This is a genomic window from Mesorhizobium sp. B2-9-1 (assembly GCF_006439455.1).
GTDB lineage: Bacteria > Pseudomonadota > Alphaproteobacteria > Rhizobiales > Rhizobiaceae > Mesorhizobium.
The window spans coordinates 54,993-70,601 of record NZ_VFTP01000007.1 but is presented as its reverse complement, the minus strand read 5'-3'; the positions used below and the strand labels follow the sequence as shown (position 1 = coordinate 70,601).

The 15,609-nt window shown below is 65.3% G+C and carries 17 protein-coding genes; 2 read left to right on the top strand and 15 right to left on the bottom strand.

Annotated features, from left to right (window positions below; translation table 11 throughout):
- Positions 1-19: 19 nt before the first annotated feature.
- The 7 genes from dapB to FJW05_RS15160 all read right to left on the bottom strand — a co-directional run bounded on the left by dapB (position 20) and on the right by FJW05_RS15160 (position 8,399).
- A complete protein-coding gene (dapB, locus tag FJW05_RS15190) occupies positions 20-841 on the bottom strand; it encodes a 4-hydroxy-tetrahydrodipicolinate reductase (protein WP_140633425.1) in 822 nt (273 codons plus the stop codon).
- Positions 838-2,709 carry an ABC transporter ATP-binding protein gene (locus FJW05_RS15185; RefSeq protein WP_140633422.1) on the bottom strand — a complete coding sequence of 624 codons (1,872 nt, stop codon included), beginning with the start codon at positions 2,707-2,709 and terminating at the stop codon, positions 838-840. Before FJW05_RS15185 ends, dapB begins: the two co-directional genes overlap by 4 nt.
- A 120-nt stretch (positions 2,710-2,829) precedes the next feature.
- A complete protein-coding gene (locus FJW05_RS15180) occupies positions 2,830-3,849 on the bottom strand; it encodes a glucokinase (RefSeq protein WP_140633419.1) in 1,020 nt (339 codons plus the stop codon).
- Positions 3,850-4,444: 595 nt separating this feature from the next.
- The gene (gene mepA / locus FJW05_RS15175; RefSeq protein ID WP_140633416.1) at positions 4,445-5,527 is read right to left on the bottom strand and encodes a penicillin-insensitive murein endopeptidase; all 1,083 of its coding nucleotides are present in this window, start codon (positions 5,525-5,527) and stop codon (positions 4,445-4,447) included.
- 131 nt (positions 5,528-5,658) lie between these two features.
- Positions 5,659-6,561, bottom strand: a complete 903-nt coding sequence (locus FJW05_RS15170; protein ID WP_140633414.1) for an SDR family oxidoreductase — start codon at positions 6,559-6,561, stop codon at positions 5,659-5,661.
- 13 nt (positions 6,562-6,574) lie between these two features.
- Positions 6,575-7,726, bottom strand: coding sequence for a tRNA epoxyqueuosine(34) reductase QueG (gene queG / locus FJW05_RS15165; RefSeq protein ID WP_140633412.1), 1,152 nt, complete (start codon positions 7,724-7,726; stop codon positions 6,575-6,577).
- Positions 7,707-8,399: a glutathione S-transferase family protein gene (locus FJW05_RS15160; protein ID WP_095767936.1), complete on the bottom strand. Its 693-nt coding sequence runs from the start codon at positions 8,397-8,399 to the stop codon at positions 7,707-7,709. The genes queG and FJW05_RS15160 overlap by 20 nt, the downstream gene beginning before the upstream one ends.
- Before the next feature lie 217 nt (positions 8,400-8,616).
- Here FJW05_RS15160 and FJW05_RS15155 point away from each other — a divergent pair, with 217 nt between their 5' ends.
- On the top strand, positions 8,617-9,423 hold the full coding sequence (locus FJW05_RS15155; protein WP_140633409.1) for an undecaprenyl-diphosphate phosphatase: 807 nt from the start codon (positions 8,617-8,619) through the stop codon (positions 9,421-9,423).
- Positions 9,424-9,700: 277 nt separating this feature from the next.
- On the opposite strand, the gene FJW05_RS15145 is transcribed toward FJW05_RS15155, so the two are convergent.
- Both FJW05_RS15145 and rsmI read right to left on the bottom strand, forming a co-directional pair.
- Complete coding sequence (locus FJW05_RS15145; RefSeq protein WP_140547157.1) at positions 9,701-10,078, bottom strand: YraN family protein; 378 nt, start codon at positions 10,076-10,078, stop codon at positions 9,701-9,703.
- Positions 10,079-10,159: 81 nt separating this feature from the next.
- The gene (gene rsmI, locus FJW05_RS15140; RefSeq protein ID WP_140633407.1) at positions 10,160-11,050 is read right to left on the bottom strand and encodes a 16S rRNA (cytidine(1402)-2'-O)-methyltransferase; all 891 of its coding nucleotides are present in this window, start codon (positions 11,048-11,050) and stop codon (positions 10,160-10,162) included.
- A 214-nt stretch (positions 11,051-11,264) separates the two neighbouring features.
- Between rsmI and FJW05_RS15135 the strand changes: the two genes are divergently transcribed.
- Positions 11,265-11,453, top strand: coding sequence for a hypothetical protein (locus FJW05_RS15135; protein WP_095767932.1), 189 nt, complete (start codon positions 11,265-11,267; stop codon positions 11,451-11,453).
- Positions 11,454-11,662: 209 nt separating this feature from the next.
- On the opposite strand, the gene FJW05_RS15130 is transcribed toward FJW05_RS15135, so the two are convergent.
- The 6 genes from FJW05_RS15130 to rph all read right to left on the bottom strand — a co-directional run bounded on the left by FJW05_RS15130 (position 11,663) and on the right by rph (position 15,603).
- The gene (locus FJW05_RS15130; protein ID WP_140633404.1) at positions 11,663-11,983 is read right to left on the bottom strand and encodes a low molecular weight protein tyrosine phosphatase family protein; all 321 of its coding nucleotides are present in this window, start codon (positions 11,981-11,983) and stop codon (positions 11,663-11,665) included.
- A gap of 32 nt (positions 11,984-12,015) precedes the next feature.
- A complete protein-coding gene (locus FJW05_RS15125; RefSeq protein WP_140633402.1) occupies positions 12,016-12,336 on the bottom strand; it encodes a hypothetical protein in 321 nt (106 codons plus the stop codon).
- A gap of 95 nt (positions 12,337-12,431) precedes the next feature.
- Positions 12,432-13,604, bottom strand: coding sequence for a radical SAM family heme chaperone HemW (gene hemW / locus FJW05_RS15120; RefSeq protein ID WP_181164957.1), 1,173 nt, complete (start codon positions 13,602-13,604; stop codon positions 12,432-12,434).
- On the bottom strand, positions 13,601-14,293 hold the full coding sequence (gene rdgB, locus FJW05_RS15115) for an RdgB/HAM1 family non-canonical purine NTP pyrophosphatase (protein WP_140633400.1): 693 nt from the start codon (positions 14,291-14,293) through the stop codon (positions 13,601-13,603). Before rdgB ends, hemW begins: the two co-directional genes overlap by 4 nt.
- Complete coding sequence (locus FJW05_RS15110; protein WP_140633398.1) at positions 14,293-14,703, bottom strand: VOC family protein; 411 nt, start codon at positions 14,701-14,703, stop codon at positions 14,293-14,295. The genes rdgB and FJW05_RS15110 overlap by 1 nt, the downstream gene beginning before the upstream one ends.
- A 183-nt stretch (positions 14,704-14,886) precedes the next feature.
- Positions 14,887-15,603 carry a ribonuclease PH gene (gene rph, locus FJW05_RS15100; RefSeq protein WP_027169620.1) on the bottom strand — a complete coding sequence of 239 codons (717 nt, stop codon included), beginning with the start codon at positions 15,601-15,603 and terminating at the stop codon, positions 14,887-14,889.
- Positions 15,604-15,609 lie beyond the last annotated feature (6 nt).

Genomic DNA, 15,609 nt, shown 5'->3' with positions numbered 1-15,609 from the left:
TTGCGTAAGAAAAACCGGATCAGCCCAGGCCGAGCACGTCCCGCATGGAATAAAGCCCCGGCTTCTTCGCGCGGGCCCAAAGCGCGGCCTTCACCGCGCCGCGGGCGAAGATCGCCCGGTCCTCGGCATAATGCGAAAGCGTGATGCGCTCGCCGGTGCCGGCAAGGATCACGCTGTGGTCGCCGACGACGGAGCCGCCGCGCAGCGTGGCGAAGCCGATGGACCCGGCCTTGCGCACGCCGGTATGGCCGTCGCGCACCCGCACGCTGTTGCCGGCAAGATCGATGCCGCGTCCTTTGGCAGCAGCCTCGCCGAGCAGCAGCGCCGTGCCGGACGGCGCGTCGACTTTGTGCCGGTGATGCATTTCCAGGATCTCGATGTCGAAATCGTCGGCGTCGAGCGCCTTCGCAGCCTGCTCGACCAGCACCGCCAGAAGATTGACGCCGAGGCTCATATTGCCGGATTTGACGATGGTGGCATGGCGCGCGGCGGCGGCGATTTTCGCATCGTCGTCGGCCGAGCAGCCGGTGGTGCCGATGATATGGACGATGCGCGCCTGCGCGGCATAGCCGGCGAATTCGACGCTTGCCGCGGGTGCCGTGAAATCGAGCACGCCGTCGGCCTTGGCGAAGGCCGGCAGCGGATCGTCGACGATCGGCACGTTGATGATGCCGATGCCGGCGAGCTCGCCGGCATCCTTGCCGAGATGGGCCGAGTCCGGCCGCTCGACCGCGGCGGCGACGCGCGCGCCGGGCATTGTGTGGATGGCGCGGATCAGCGTCTGGCCCATGCGGCCGGCGGCGCCCACCACCACCAGGCCCATATCGCCGGCTTCACTCATGCGCTCCTCCTGACGGTCTTCTTGGCGCGGCTGCGCGATGCGGGAGTTTGGGCCGAAGTCTGGCTTGCCTTGACGTCGTCGACAAGCCCCAGCCCCTTCTTGCCCTGTATCCGGTGGAAGCGGGCATAGATGCTGTGCGGGTCGGCCATCAGCGTCGCATGCGTGCCTTCCTCGACCAGCCGCCCCTCCTCCAGCACGATGATGCGGTCGGCATTGACCACCGTCGACAGCCGGTGCGCGATCACGATGGTGGTGCGCCCTTCCATGACATGGGTCAGCGCTTCCTGCACGCGCGCTTCCGCCTCGTTGTCGAGCGCCGAGGTCGCCTCGTCGAGCAGAAGGATGGGCGCCTGGCGCACGATGGCGCGGGCGATCGAGACGCGCTGGCGCTGGCCGCCCGATAGCGTCGCGCCGTTCTCGCCGACCGGCGTGTCGTAGCCTTGCGGCTGCTGGCGGATGAAATCGTCGGCGGCCGCCTGTTTCGCCGCCTGCTCGATCTCGGCGTCGGTGGCGGAGAGCCGGCCGTAGCGGATGTTGTCGCGGATCGTGCCTTCGAACAGATAGGGCGCCTGCGAGACATAGGCGATCGATTGGCGCAGCGACCGCTTCGTCACCTTCGAGATGTCCTGGCCGTCGACTTCGATCGAGCCCTGGTCGACGTCGTAGAAGCGCTGCAGCAGCGCCACCAGCGTCGACTTGCCTGCGCCCGAGGCGCCGACGATCGCCGTCACCTTGCCGGCGGCGGCGGTGAAGCTCAGGTCCCGCAGCACCGGCATGTCGGCGCTGTAGCCGAACGTCACATTGTCGAAGCGCACCTCGCCGGTGGTGATCCTGGCCTCGACCGCGTCGGGCGCGTCGCCCTGCTTCGGCTCGAGGTCGAGCAGCTCGTAGATCATGCGCGCATTGACCAGCGCGCGTTCCATCGTGACCTGCATGCGGGCCAGGCGCCGCGCCGGGTCATAGGCAAGAATCAGCGCGGTGATGAAGGAAAACACCGCGCCCGGCGGCTGGCCCAGCACCAGCGCCCGGTAGCCGGAATAAGCGATGACGGCGGTGACCGCGAGGCCGGCCAGCATGTCCGAAATCGGCGACAGCCGTTCGGAGACGCGGGCGATCTTGTTGCTGCGTTGCTCGGCGGTGTCGGCCATGATGCCGATGCGGCGCGCCAGCTCGTCCTCCATGGTGAAGGCCTTGACGATGGCGATGCCTTGCGTGGCCTCCTGCACGGATCCGCTCAGCCGCGAGTTGATCAGCACGGATTCGCGGTTGATCTTGCGCACCCGGCGCGTGATGTAGACGACCGCCCAGATCAGCGGCGGCCCGATCAGCAGCGAGCTGAGCGACAGCACCGGATCCTGGTAGACCATCAGGCCGACGAGGCCGACCAGGGTCACCGCGTCGCGGGTGATGGAAATCAACGTCAGCGACAAGAGATCACGGATGCCGCCGACATTCTCGTCCATCTGCGCCGCCAGGCGGCCGGAACGCGTGTCGTTGAAGAAATCGACGCCGAGCTTCATCAGATGGTCGAAGATGCGCTTCTGGTAGCGGGCCACCAGATTGTTGCCGATCGTGGCCAGGGCTATCGCCTGGCCGTAGCCGGCGAAGCCGCGCACCAGAAAGGCGCCCATGAAGCCGGCGCAGATCCACACGATCGCGTCGCCGCGCCGTTCGTAGAAGATCTCGTTGACCATCGGGGCCATGACCCAGGCCGAGAAGGCGGTCGCGCCCGAAACCAGCAGCGAGCAGACGATGACGACCGCATAGGACCAGCGATGGTCATAGCCGTTTTCGGCGACGATACGGCGCAGCACCGCCGTGACCTCGGCGGGCCGGCTTTTTGCCTTGTTTGGATTTTGAAGTGTCAAATCGGAAGCGCTTCGTGGGTTCTCGTAAACGTCAGGACGCCTTTTTCGCACCCTCTTAGCGCCCCGGCTACGGCTTGCCTATGGCGAAACTTCGTCGCGCCGTCCCGAGCGCCGGCGCGATCACGCCCGCCAGTGCCGCCCCGCCGTCCGCACGCCGAACAGCGAAGGCGTCCTGGCATAGGCGGCAAGCCCGAGCAGCGCCGCCAGCGGATGGGTTATGACGTAGACCGGCATTTCGCGCATCAGCGCGCGGTGCGGCGCCTTGTCCTCGAAGGCGGCGCGGAAATTGCCCGCTTTGAGCGCCGGCACGATTTTTTGCGCGATGCCGCCGGTCAGGAACACGCCGCCGCGGCCCATGAACACCAGCGCCAGGTCGCCCGCGGTGCGGCCAAGGCAGGTGACGAACAGCGCCAGCGCCTCTTCGGCCACCGGATCGGACTTCGAAAGCGCCGCCGCGGTGACCTCGGCCGGCGAGGTCAAGGGAGTCGGCTTGCCGTCCGTCCTGGCCACGGCGCGGTAGACGTTGACGAGCCCACGTCCGCACAGGATCTGCTCGCCGGATATGCGGCCCTCGAGCTTGTCGATATGCGGGAATACTTCGAAGTCGCGCGGCGTGCGCGGGCCGATATCCATATGCCCGCCCTCGCCCGGCACCGGTATCCAATGGTCGAGCGCATAAATCAGCCCGGCGACGCCGAGACCCGTTCCGGGACCGAGCACGACCCGGCTCGCATTGGGTTCCGGGGTGCCGCCGCCGATCTTTTCCATGTGCTCTTCGCCGAGCGCCACCACGGCCAGCGCCTGCGCCTCGAAATCGTTGAGCACGACCACCTCGCCCAAGCCCAGATTGGCAAGCATCTGCCGGGGCCTCACGACCCAGGGGCAGTTGGTGAGCGGGATCTCGTCGCCATCGACCGGCCCGGCGACCGCCAGCACCGCCGAGTTCGGCTGGACGGACGAGCGGTCGAGCACCGCCGCCTGGATCGCCTCGTCGATGGTCTTGAAATTCGCCGTCTGGACGATCTGCGGCTCGGTGGCCTCCGAATTGGCGTCGAGCACGATCGAGAAGCGCGCATTGGTGCCGCCAATGTCGCCGATCAGGACCGGAAACCGCAGTCCCTTCTCGTCTTCGCCTGCCATGCTCTTGATCGTCCTCGCTGCGGCGCCGCTGCGCCGTTTCAATCGATTGACTAGCGCATGACCCCGCAAAGGGGAAGCCCGCTTGCGCCTTAGCGCAATTCCAGGAAAAGTGTGAGCGGTTAGGCTCGGCGCCCGCGCCGTAGCTTTCCGTCCGGAATTGCGTCAAAGCGAAGAGATAGGGCGTTTCGCCGCTTCGTGAAACGGTGAAACGCGTTAGTTCCCCGACACAGGGATTTGGAAGGCGGTTTGTCTTGGTGCAAGATTTCCGTTCATGTCCGTGAAATCAGCGCAAACGCCGGAGATTGGTTGAAGCCGCCCCAACCTCGTCATTCTATGGCGGAGCAAGGAGCGAAGCGACGCGGCGCAGACCATAGAATCCATTCCGTGACTTGGAAGCGCCGCCACGGTGCAGAATTTTGCTCTGTTGCATTCCTGGGCGAAGGTAACGGCATGGATTCCAGGGTCTTCGCGACGGAGCTTCGCTCCTGCTCCGCCCTGGAATGACGATCGCGATGGGCGTTTCGGCCAATCTCCAACGCATGCCGCCTGCCAACGCAAACAGAGCCGACCCGTCAAAATCCCCTGTGCAGTGCCACTAGTTCCCCGGCCTTGGCCTTGGCAACGGGATGCCGATCTTTGGCGTCGGCGCGAAAGCGCTTGCCGCCGCCGGGATCGCGGCGTTGCCGCTGGAGATCGTTTCCGCCGGCTCGGTCGGCTGCGGTTCGGCCACGGCCACCGCGGCATCGCCGCCGCCATGATAGGTCACGGCCTCCAGCGAGGGCGCGTCCGGCGCATTGACCACGTCCTGGCATTGCTTGGGCAGGTTGGCCATCGTCATCAGGTCGCGCGCCTTGGGCGCATCCGGATTCTTGTTCGGCCGCCACGGCTCCTCGGTGAACCACCAGGCCAGCGGCTTGCCGCAGCCATCGTCGTCCGGCGTCGTCTCTTGCCCCTTGCAGAAGGGCGAGCCCGGCTGACAGCCGATGCGCATATGGAAATGATAGTCGTGGCCCCAGAACGGCCGGATCTTGCGCAGCCAGGAGCGGTCGCCGGTGACGGTGTCGCAGAGTTTCTTCTTGATGCCGGGATTGACCAGGATGCGCTCGACCTCAGGATAGCTCGCCGCGCGCTTCAAAAGCCGCGTATGCGCCGGCGTCCACAGCGCGTCCTTCACCAGATGCGTTTTTTCGTCGACCATCAGCGTCGCGCTCATGGTCTCGCGCTGCGCCATGGTCAGCGGCCGCTTTGGCATCGGCGTCAGCCAGATATCGGCGTCGAGCCCGATCTGGTGCGAGGCGTGGCCGGTCATCATCGGTCCGCCGCGCGGCTGCGAGACGTCGCCGACCAGAAGCCCCGGCCAGCCATCCGCCTGGGCATCGCGCGCGAGCTTCTCGATCAGCGCGATCATCGCCGGGTGGCCCCAGCGCCGGTTGCGCGACGGGCGCATCACTTCCCAGGTCGGGCCGTCCATCGGCAGCGCGACGCCGCCGGTGAAGCAGCCTTTCGAGTAGAAGCCAAAGGATTGCGCGGGCGCCACGGCCGGCAGTTTTCGGGCGCCGAACAACTCCTTGGCATGGGGTTCGGCCGAAATAGCGACAGCCGCCACCGCGGCCAGGGCCACCAGCGCCAGGGCGGCGGTCAGGAACGGCTTGCGGTCAGGAAGCGATCGCAAATTCATCAGGCTGGGTCCCTCTCCAGTCTATCCGTTTGCCGCGCGTTCAAGCGACCCGATCAGGAACGAATCATACCACGCCGCGCGTCCCGCAGCGATCAAAGCAGTGAAGATGATCGTCCTTCACCCTTTCGGCATCATCCTCGCATCGGGCTGCGCGGCTCTCCGTCCCGCCAGTTGCCCTCGGTCCACATCCGCTCCAGCGCCACCCGGTAGTTGGGAAACCGGAAGCGGTAGCCCGCCGCCTTGATCGCCTGATTCGCGACGCGCTTGTTCTCGCCATAGAAAGACCGCGCCATGGGCGAAAGTTGGGCGGTCCCGAAGGGAATTTCGGGTGGCGGCTCGACCCCCATCAGCCCGGCGGCGTAAGCGACGACGTCCTGCGGCGACGCCGGCTCGTCGTCGGTGACGTTGAAGATGCCACCGAGATTGTTTTCCGCCAGAAGCCAGAGCGCCCCGGCGATGTCGTCGCAATGGATGCGGTTGAACACCTGTCCCGGCTTGACCAGCCGCCTTGCGGTGCCGTCCTCGAGATTGGCCAGCGCGTTGCGGCCCGGCCCGTAGATCCCGGAAAGCCGCAGGATCGCCACCGGTTTTTCGGTCTCCCGGCCAAGCTTCAGCCATTCCTGTTCGGCCGCCACCCGCATCGTCGAGCGCTTCGACACCGGCCGGCAAGCGCTGGTCTCGTCCACCCAGGCGCCGCCATGGTCGCCATAGACGCCGACGGTCGAGAGATAGCCGATCCACTCCAATGCCGGCATTTTTGCCCGGATCGTCTCGCCGGCGGCGTTGAGCACCGGGTCGCCGGCCTCGTCGGGAGCGACCGAGACGATGAGATGCGTGGTCTTTGCAAGCACCTCACCCAGCTCGGGCGAGAGCGCGCCGTCGAATTGCAGCGGCTCAATGCCGGCCGACCGCAGCGCGTCGAACTTTTCCGGCGCCCGGGTCGTGCCGGATATCGGGGCAGGTTGCGCGTTGGCCCGCGCGAAAGCCTTGCCGGAATAGCCGGCGCCGAAGATGAAGAAGCGTCTTTCGCTCATCGATGAACCCCCATCAATCGGCCTTCGCCGGATGTGCCTGCGCCGCCAGCCATTCCTCGCGGACCATTGCATCCGTCTCGGTTTTCGATGCGGTTGCGGCAAGCTCGCCAAATTCGCGATCGGAGAGCAGTCGCGACAGGGCCCAGATTGCCGCACCCCGCACCAGCGGCGAGGCGTCGCCCAGCAGGCGACGCACAATGGGCGTTAGCGAAGCGTCGTCCGAATTGCCGGCGGCAATCAGCACATTGCGGACAAAGCGGTCGCGGCCGATGCGCTTGATCGGCGAGCCCGAGAAGAAAGCGCGGAACGCCGCGTCGTCGAGCGCGAGCAGCTCCGAAAGCGACGGCTCGCGCAGATCGGCGCGCGCGGCCAGCTTCGCCTCGGACGCCGCGCTGGCGAACTTGTTCCACGGGCAGGCGGCCAGGCAATCGTCGCAGCCATAGATGCGGTTGCCGATCTTGTCGCGGAACTCGCGCGGGATCGGCCCCTTGTTCTCGATGGTCAGGTAAGAAATGCAGCGCCGCGCATCGAGCCGGTAGGGCGCGGGAAATGCATCGGTCGGGCAGACGTCGAGACAAGCGCGGCAGGAGCCGCAATGGTCGATCTCCGCCTGGTCCGGCTCCAGCTTGGCCGTGGTGAAGATCGTGCCGAGGAATAGCCACGAGCCATGCGCGCGGCTGACCAGGTTGGTGTGCTTGCCTTGCCAGCCGAGCCCCGCCGCTTCGGCAAGAGGCTTTTCCATCACGGGTGCCGTATCGACAAACACCTTCACGTCGCCGCCGGCCTTTGCCACGATCTTGCCGGCGATCTCCTTCAGCCGGCCTTTCATCACGTCGTGATAGTCGCGGTTTTGCGCATAGACCGAGATCGCGCCGCGGTCGCGCTTTTCGAGGATGGCGCGCGGATCATGGTCCGGGCCGTAATTCATGGCGAGAACGATGATCGAGCGCACCTCCGGCCACAGCGTCGAAGGTTCGGCGCGGCGCTGAACAGTCTCGGCGATCCACTCCATCGAGCCGTGGAAGCCGTCGGAGACGAATTCGGCCAAGCGCGCGGGCGCCAGCGGGATCGCGTCCGGCCGGGTCACTGCGACTGCCTCGAAGCCGGCGCGGCGCGCCTCCGCCTCGATCAGCGCGCGTAAGGTTTCAGAAGTCGAGGTCCGCATAATGCGATACCGGCGACAGGCCGCGCACCCGGTCGGAGAGCAGCGGCCGGAACGACGGCCGCGATTTCACCCGCGTGTACCATTCGCGCGCGGCGCCATGCTCGCGCCAATCGATCTCGCCCAGATAATCGAGCACCGAAAGCGTCGCGGCCGCCGCAAGGTCGGCATAGGTCACCTTGTTGCCGGCCAGCCAATGGCGCGTGCCGGCCAGCCAGTTGGTGTATTTCATGTGCTGGCGGATGTTGGCGCGCGCGGCGCGGATGGCGGCCGAGTCCGGCGAGCCGCCGCCGGCGGTTTCCGGCATGACCGGCTTCAGCACGCGCTCCCGTACCAGATGCCGCGTCACTTCGCTTTCGGCCTTCGCCAGATACCAGTCGGTCAGCCGGCGGATTTCGGCGCGCTGCATCGGATCCTCGGCGAACAGCCGCCTGTCGCGCTTCAAGACGCCGCGCGTCTCGTCGAGGTATTCGGCGATCACCATGGCGCCGACGATCGGCACATCGCCTTCGGCAAGCAGGATCGGCAGCGTGCCGGCCGGGTTCAGCGCCAGGAATTCCTTGCGCCTGGTCCACGGCTTTTCCTCGATCAGCGCCAGCTCCTCGCCATACTCGCCGAAGGCGAGGCGCACGAAGCGGCAGGTGGCGAACATGGGATGGTGGAAAAGCGTCAGCATGGTTCCGCGATGATAGGGCGCACTGGCGAATCGCTAAAGGCGCCGGTAAGTCTTGGCCGCCCGATTCCCGGGGCTGTCATGGTGTTGCGACCTATAGGGGCACTTCCGCCCCATGACAAGCAAACCCTTCCTCCGCCTCGGAGCATGATGTCGTCCGAAAACCGCTTCACACTTTTCGGCATCATGCTCTAGCCGCCATTCGAACCAAGAGGTTGCCATGGAAAGCCAGACCATCGTCGAAGCGCTGCTGCTTGGGCTGCTGGAGGGCCTGACCGAGTTCATCCCGGTGTCCTCGACCGGCCATATCCTGCTTGCCGGCCATTTCCTCGGTTTCCATTCCACCGGCAAGGCCTTCGAGATCCTGATCCAGCTCGGCGCGATCCTGGCGATCCTCAGCGTCTATTTCAGCAAGCTCTGGAATATGCTGATCAAGCTGCCCAGCGATCCGCAGACCAGGCATTTCGTCGTCGGCATCCTGATTGCCTTCCTGCCGGCCGCCGTCATCGGCGCGCTCGCGCATGATTTCATCAAGACCATATTGTTCGAATCGCCCCGGCTGATCTGCATCATGCTGATCATCGGCGGCGTGGTGCTGCTCATCGTCGACCGCATCAACCTCAAGCCGGTCCACCACGATGTCGAGGACTTCCCGTTGAGCGTTTATCTCAAGATCGGCCTGTTCCAGTGCCTGTCGCTGATCCCCGGCACCTCGCGCTCCGGCTCGACCATCGTCGGCGCGCTGCTGATGGGCGTCGACAAGCGCGCGGCGGCCGAATTCTCCTTTTTCCTCGCCATGCCGACCATGGTCGGCGCCTTCGCCTTCGATCTTTTCAAGAACCGCAACGTGCTGACCTCGGCCGATTTGCCGATCATCGCCGTCGGCTTCATCGCCGCCTTCGTCACCGCGCTCATCGTGGTGCGCTTCCTGCTCGATTACGTCTCGCGCAACGGTTATTCGCTGTTCGGCTGGTGGCGGCTTGCGGTGGGCGGGCTCGGGCTGGTGGCGTTGATGGTCTGGGGGTGAGCGGCTGGGCCGCTTAACGCCGCGATCCTTCGCGCCCCCCTCTGTCCTGCCGGACATCTCCCCCACGAGGGGGGAGATTGGCAGCTTCGGCGCCCCGCCGACTCTGCAACGCGGGCGATTGGCGAAAGCGACGGCGACATCTGATCTCCCCTCTCGTGGGGGTTGAGGAGTGGTCCACGAAGTGGACCGAAAGCCAATTGCTTGGCTTTTCGAACGACGAAAGCCGGCAGGCCAGGGGGGGCGCTGTCCCGCCAGCCTATCGCCATTGGGCAGGCGCTCAATTCCGCCCATAGAACGCGTTCTCGACATGCACCGGCCAGCGCCAGGGCAGCACCGCCACCATGTCGAAGCGCATCGACAGCCGGCCGTAATCCGGTTGGCGCGACAGCCACAAATCCGCGGCGCCCTCGATGCGGCGCTCCGATTCCCGGCCGATCGCTTCCATCGCCTCGATCAATGTCCGCCGCGCCTTGACCTCGACGAACAGCACGAGGTCGCCGCGCCGGGCGATGAGGTCGATCTCGCCGAGCCTGGTGCGGTGGCGGCGGGCAAGGATGCGATAGCCTTTCAGCATCAGCGCCAGCGCCGCCAGCCACTCGCCGCGATGGCCGCGTCGATAGGCCTTTCGGCGATGGCCGACCGTGCGTTCAGCCATCCCCGGCTCCTTTCTGTTTGACCATGATCTTGTCCGAACCGAAGGTCAGCGAATGCAAAAACCGGCCTCCACTTTTCGGGATCATGGCCTGTCCTTGAGCTCGATCAGCCGGCGGTAAAGCGCCTGCTTCTGGGCGCCGGTCATCTTCGCGGCTTCCGCCGCCGCCTTCGAAGCTGGCATTTCGGCGGCTAAGGACAAAAGCAGCCGGTCGATGTCGGCCGGCTGCTCGTCCGAGGCTTCGGGCGGACCGACACAGATAACGATCTCGCCCTTCGGCGTATCGGCCGCCGCATAGTAGTCTGCCAGCTCGGCAAGCGTTCCGGTGCGCATCTCCTCGAACGTCTTGGTCAGCTCGCGCCCGATGGCGGCTTTCCGCGCGCCGCCCAGCGCCTCGACCATGGCGCCGAGCGTCTCGGCCAGCCGGCGCGGCGATTCGAAGAAAATCAGTGTCGCCGGCACCTGCTTGAACGTCTCCAGCTTGGTCAGCCGCTGCCCGGTCTTCACCGGCAGGAAGCCGGCGAACAGGAAGGCATCGGAAGGTAGGCCCGACGCGGTGAGCGCCGCAAGCGGAGCCGAAGGTCCGGGGATCGGCACGACGCGAATGCCGCGCTCCAGCGCCTCGCCGACCAGCCGGTAGCCGGGATCGGAAACCAAAGGCGTGCCGGCGTCGGAAATCAGCGCCACGCTCTGCCCGGCAGCCAGCGCCTCGATCAGCTTCGGCCCGGCCTCGCCCGCATTGTGCTCGTGATAGGCGGTGGTGCGGCGGCGGATGCCGTAGCGTTCGAGCAGCACGCGCGAGACGCGCGTGTCCTCGCAGGCGACGATGTCAGCGGCGGCCAGCGTCTCCAGCGCGCGCAGCGTGATGTCGGCCAGATTGCCGATCGGCGTCGCCACCAGATAAAGCGCCGGCTGAAGCGGCCGCGCCGCGACCTCGCTCTGCCCGATCAGATAGCTGCGTTTGTCGCCGGTCACCTAATGCCCCTCATTCCGAGCAATTCCAGGAAAAGTGCGTCGCGGTTTTCCGTCCGGAATTGCGTAAGAACCAAGTCTGTTTCGCATGGCTGACGCCTCGTTGCAAAACGTGAGGTCGACGTAAGGAAATCGCCTTGCCTTTGCCACAGTGCGGAACGAAACCCACATCGGCGAATTTAACCCCTGATTCCCCGGGAGGAGGCAGGACCGAACGATGCCCAATCGCTTCGATATTTTTATCAGCCGACTTGAAAGCAAGACCGCCCGCGAGGGCATTCCTCCACATCCCATCGCCGCCGAGTCCGGCGCGCGCCGCGACAAGGCCGACCAGAAGCCCGTCCGTCACGGCGAGGCGCATGGCGAGAAGCACCGCGGCAAGCACCGCCAGAAGCACGACGCTTAAAGCAGTTTGCGACCTTCGCGACCTCGCGCCTCGTCATTCCAGGGCGAAGCAAGGAGCGAAGCGACGCGCGCAGACCCTGGAATCCATGCCGTTACATCGACGTTCCGCCAGCGGTGCAGAATTCTGTTCCGCAGCGCCCTTCGCGTTGGTCACGGAATGGATTCTCGGGTCAAGCCCGAGAATGACGAACGCGCGGGAAGCGCCACATCTCAGAGATACTTTCCGACCGTCGCCTCCAGCAGCCGCACCAGGCCAGGGTCCATGAATTCATAATCGTCCGGAATGTCGAGGCAGATCACCCTGGCGCCCTTCAGGCTCGACCGGAATCTCTTCTGCAGCTTGGCGCGGTGTGCCTTTTCCATGACGAAGATGATGTCTGCCCAGGTGACCAGCTCATGCGTCAACGGATTGTCGGCGTCGTGATTGGTGCCGGCCGATTCGACCTCGATGTCGCGGCGTTTGGAAAACACCTGCTCGGCAGTCGGGCTGCGCAGCCGATTCTGGCTGCAGATGAAAAGCACGTTCTTCAAAGCGAGCAGATATTCCTATGGAGGGACCAGCGCTACTCGTCCATAATCTCGCGTAGTGATTTCGTAAGCGGTATGTACTGATCCAGAGTAAGTCCGTTCAAGTCGAATTCTATCGAATCGTCTTTTGCGATTGCCCTCAAATTTATCCCAACATAAGTCATGAAGCTGCGCACGACGTCAAACTCGCTCAAGCCCGACGTTTTGTGTTTCTGCGATTTCCGGTTTCTGATGAACACGGTCACTGCTTCATGGAGGTCGGGATGCTCATGGGATTTCGAAATCTCGGTCAATCCAAACTCAAAAACGTCATCCGTGTTTAAAGTTCGCAGCGTCTCATGGATCAGGAACTTCATTGCAGGTCCCATTGGATGCATGGAAATGGCATTCGGCTAGGCAAGCCAAATGTCTAACATCATCGCGCAGACTGACAAATCAGTTGGCTGCTGCGCTACCTGGCCAAATCCGCCACCACGGCATCCAGCACGATCATGCCGGCGGTCGTGGCGCGGAGCCTTGCGTTGCCGACCGGCGCCACCAGGCCTTCTTCCTGCAGCACCGAAAGCCGCGCGCTCGACAGGCCGCGCCCCGAGAGCGCCTCGTAGCGCTGCAGGTCGATGCCTTCGGCAAGCCTCAGGCCCATCAGCAGGAACTCGTCCGCCTCTTCGGAACGCGTCAGGATCTCGCCGCCGGTGACGCCGTGGCCTTTGGCCTCGACCAGATTGGCCCAGGTCTCCGGCATTCTTTCCGCGATCGTCACGGTACGGCGGCCGTTCTCGACGAAGCGGCCATGCGCGCCGGGGCCGACGCCGACATATTCACCGTAGCGCCAATAGGTCAGATTGTGCCGGCTTTCCGCGCCCGGCCGCGCGTGGTTGGAAATCTCATAAGCGGGCAGGCCATGCGCCGTCGTCACCTCCTGCGTCAGCGCGTAGAGATCGGCGGCATGGTCGTTGTCGGGCAGCGTGAATTTGCGCGCAGCGTAAAGCGCGTGGAAGGGCGTGCCCTCCTCGATGGTCAGCTGATAGAGCGAAAGATGGTCGACGGCATAGCCGATCGCCTGCTCCAGCTCCGCCCCCCATGCATCCGGCGTCTGGCCGGGCCGCGCGTAGATCAGGTCGAAGGACAGCCGCGGAAATATTTCGCGCGCGAGGCCAATGGCGTGCAGCGCCTCCTCGACATTGTGCAGCCGGCCGAGGAAGCGCAGGTCCTTGTCGTTCAGCGCCTGCACGCCGAGCGAGACGCGGTTGACGCCGGCTGCGCGGTAGCCGCGGAAGCGCTCGGCCTCGACCGAGGACGGGTTGGCTTCCAGCGTCACCTCGATGCCGGCCGGCACCGTCCAGTTCCTCGCCACGGCCTCCAGGACGGCGGCCACCGTTTCCGGCTTCATCAGCGACGGCGTGCCGCCGCCGAGAAAAATGCTGGTCACCTCGCGCGGCCCGGTGCGGTCGCGCATGGTCTTGAGCTCCGTCTCGAAGGCGCGGGCAAAACGCTCCTGGTCGACCGGCTGGTGGCGGACATGGCTGTTGAAGTCGCAATAAGGGCACTTGGCCGCGCAGAACGGCCAGTGGATATAGACGCCGAAGCCGGGGCTGCGGTCGAGCGGTAGGGTCACTGCGCTCATGCGGATCCTGATCGCGCCAAATCCAAGCTGGCCAAATTCAATCGCGCTTCGGCGAATTTCTGAAAGGCGCGGGCGCGGTGCGACAGCGCCCTCGCCTGGCCGGGCTTCCAGCCATGCTTTTCTTGCGCGCTCATCTCGCCAAAAGTCCTGTCGAAGCCGTTGGGCAGGAACACCGGATCGTAGCCGAAGCCGAGCGTGCCGCGCGGCGGCCACACCAGCGTGCCTTCGGCCTCGCCCCGGTAATATTCGGCTTCGCCGTCGGGAAAGGCCAGGCAGATGACGGCGACGAAGCGGCCGGCGCGCTCTTTGGGATCGGTCGCGCCGGCTTCCTGCAGCGCCGTTTCCGTCTTTTGCATGGCCATGCCGAAATCCCTGCTGCCGTCGGGCTTCTCGGCCCAGTTGGCGGTATAGACACCAGGCGCGCCGTCGAGCGCGTCGACGCAGAGCCCGGAATCATCGGAAAGCGCCGGCAGGCCGGTGGCCTTGGCGGCGGCGTATGCCTTGATATAGGCGTTCTCCTCGAAGGTGGTGCCGGTCTCGTCCGGCTCGGGCAGGCCGTATTCCTTGGCCGATTTGGCCTCGAAGCCGAACGGCGCCATCAGGTCGGCGAATTCGCGCAGCTTGCCTTCATTGTGGCTGGCAACGACGATCTTTTTTTCCCCAAGGGAATGAAAAGATTGCGAGTGCATCAGAAACCCCAGATCCTTGGCTCGGCGAACTCGATCGAATTGCCGGACGGGTCGCGGATATAGATCGAATGCCCGCCCTGCGGCCATTCGAAATCGCTTTCGATGGCGATGTTGTTCGCGGCGAGATGCCTGCGCCATGCGGCGATTTCATCGGCGTTTGCCGCAAAGCAGAGGTGCCCTTCGCCGGCCGTGCCATGCGGCGGCACCTTCAGCCGAGCGTCCGGCGCCGGCGGGATTTTCGTCGCCTCGGCGTTGAAGAGGAGCAATACGCCGTCGCCGCAGCGGAAGAAGACATGCCGGCCCTCGACCTTGCCCAGCGCTTCGAGGCCGATGACGTCGCGGTAGAAGGCTTCGGCGGCGTGCAAGTCTGTGACGTAGAGGGCGGATTCGAGGATTGCGGAGGGTATCACGAGGCCCCCCTCTCTGCCCTGCCGGGCATCTCCCCCTCAAGGGGGGAGATTGGCAGCTTCGATGCCGCCGCACATTTCGCAACGCTGGCGATTGGCGAAAGCCGTGGTGACAGCTGATCTCCCCCCTTGAGGGGGAGATGGCCGGCAGGCCAGAGAGGGGGGCCTAGGCTCGGCATTGGAAACCTACGCCACCGCCATCTGCTGCAGGCTCACCAGCCGCGAAATGCCCTTCTTCGCCAAGCCCATCAGCGCCGCGAACTGCTCCTCGGAGAAAGGCTCGCCCTCGGCCGTGCCCTGGATCTCGACGATGCCGCCCTTGCCGGTCATGACAAAGTTGGCGTCGGTGCCGGCCGAGGAATCCTCCAGGTAATCGAGATCGATGACCGGCTGGCCGTCATGGATGCCGCACGAAATCGCCGCGACATGGTCCTTCAGCACCTTGGCGACGCTCACCATCTGGCGCGCTTCCATCCAGCGCAGGCAATCGTAGAGCGCCACCCAGCCGCCGGTGATCGAGGCCGTGCGGGTGCCGCCATCGGCCTGGATGACGTCGCAGTCGACGGTGATCTGCTGCTCGCCCAGCGCCTGCAGGTCGACCACGGCGCGCAGCGAGCGGCCGATCAGCCGCTGGATCTCCAGCGTGCGGCCGCCCTGCTTGCCGGCGGAGGCTTCGCGCCGCATGCGCTCGCCGGTCGAGCGCGGCAGCATGCCGTATTCGGCCGTCACCCAGCCCTTGCCGGAATTGCGCATCCAGGCCGGCACCTTTTCCTCCAGGCTCGCCGTGCACAGGACATGCGTGTCGCCGAACTTCACCAGGCACGAGCCTTCGGCGTGCTTGGAGACGCCACGCTCGAAGGAGATGGCGCGCATTTCGTCGGCTTGGCGTTTGGAGGGGCGCATTCGGCC

Bases quoted from the DNA above. Each gene is read 5' to 3' on its own strand.
- FJW05_RS15155 (WP_140633409.1), top strand. From the start codon at position 8,617: ATGGAAAGCCAGACCATCGTCGAAGCGCTGCTGCTTGGGCTGCTGGAG.
- FJW05_RS15125 (WP_140633402.1), bottom strand. From the start codon at position 12,336: ATGAAGTTCCTGATCCATGAGACGCTGCGAACTTTAAACACGGATGAC.
- rdgB (WP_140633400.1), bottom strand. From the start codon at position 14,293: ATGCACTCGCAATCTTTTCATTCCCTTGGGGAAAAAAAGATCGTCGTT.
- FJW05_RS15170 (WP_140633414.1), bottom strand. From the start codon at position 6,561: ATGAGCGAAAGACGCTTCTTCATCTTCGGCGCCGGCTATTCCGGCAAG.
- FJW05_RS15135 (WP_095767932.1), top strand. From the start codon at position 11,265: ATGCCCAATCGCTTCGATATTTTTATCAGCCGACTTGAAAGCAAGACC.
- FJW05_RS15160 (WP_095767936.1), bottom strand. From the start codon at position 8,399: ATGCTGACGCTTTTCCACCATCCCATGTTCGCCACCTGCCGCTTCGTG.
- rph (WP_027169620.1), bottom strand. From the start codon at position 15,603: ATGCGCCCCTCCAAACGCCAAGCCGACGAAATGCGCGCCATCTCCTTC.
- mepA (WP_140633416.1), bottom strand. From the start codon at position 5,527: ATGAATTTGCGATCGCTTCCTGACCGCAAGCCGTTCCTGACCGCCGCC.
- hemW (WP_181164957.1), bottom strand. From the start codon at position 13,604: ATGAGCGCAGTGACCCTACCGCTCGACCGCAGCCCCGGCTTCGGCGTC.
- queG (WP_140633412.1), bottom strand. From the start codon at position 7,726: ATGCGGACCTCGACTTCTGAAACCTTACGCGCGCTGATCGAGGCGGAG.
- FJW05_RS15145 (WP_140547157.1), bottom strand. From the start codon at position 10,078: ATGGCTGAACGCACGGTCGGCCATCGCCGAAAGGCCTATCGACGCGGC.
- FJW05_RS15180 (WP_140633419.1), bottom strand. From the start codon at position 3,849: ATGGCAGGCGAAGACGAGAAGGGACTGCGGTTTCCGGTCCTGATCGGC.
- dapB (WP_140633425.1), bottom strand. From the start codon at position 841: ATGAGTGAAGCCGGCGATATGGGCCTGGTGGTGGTGGGCGCCGCCGGC.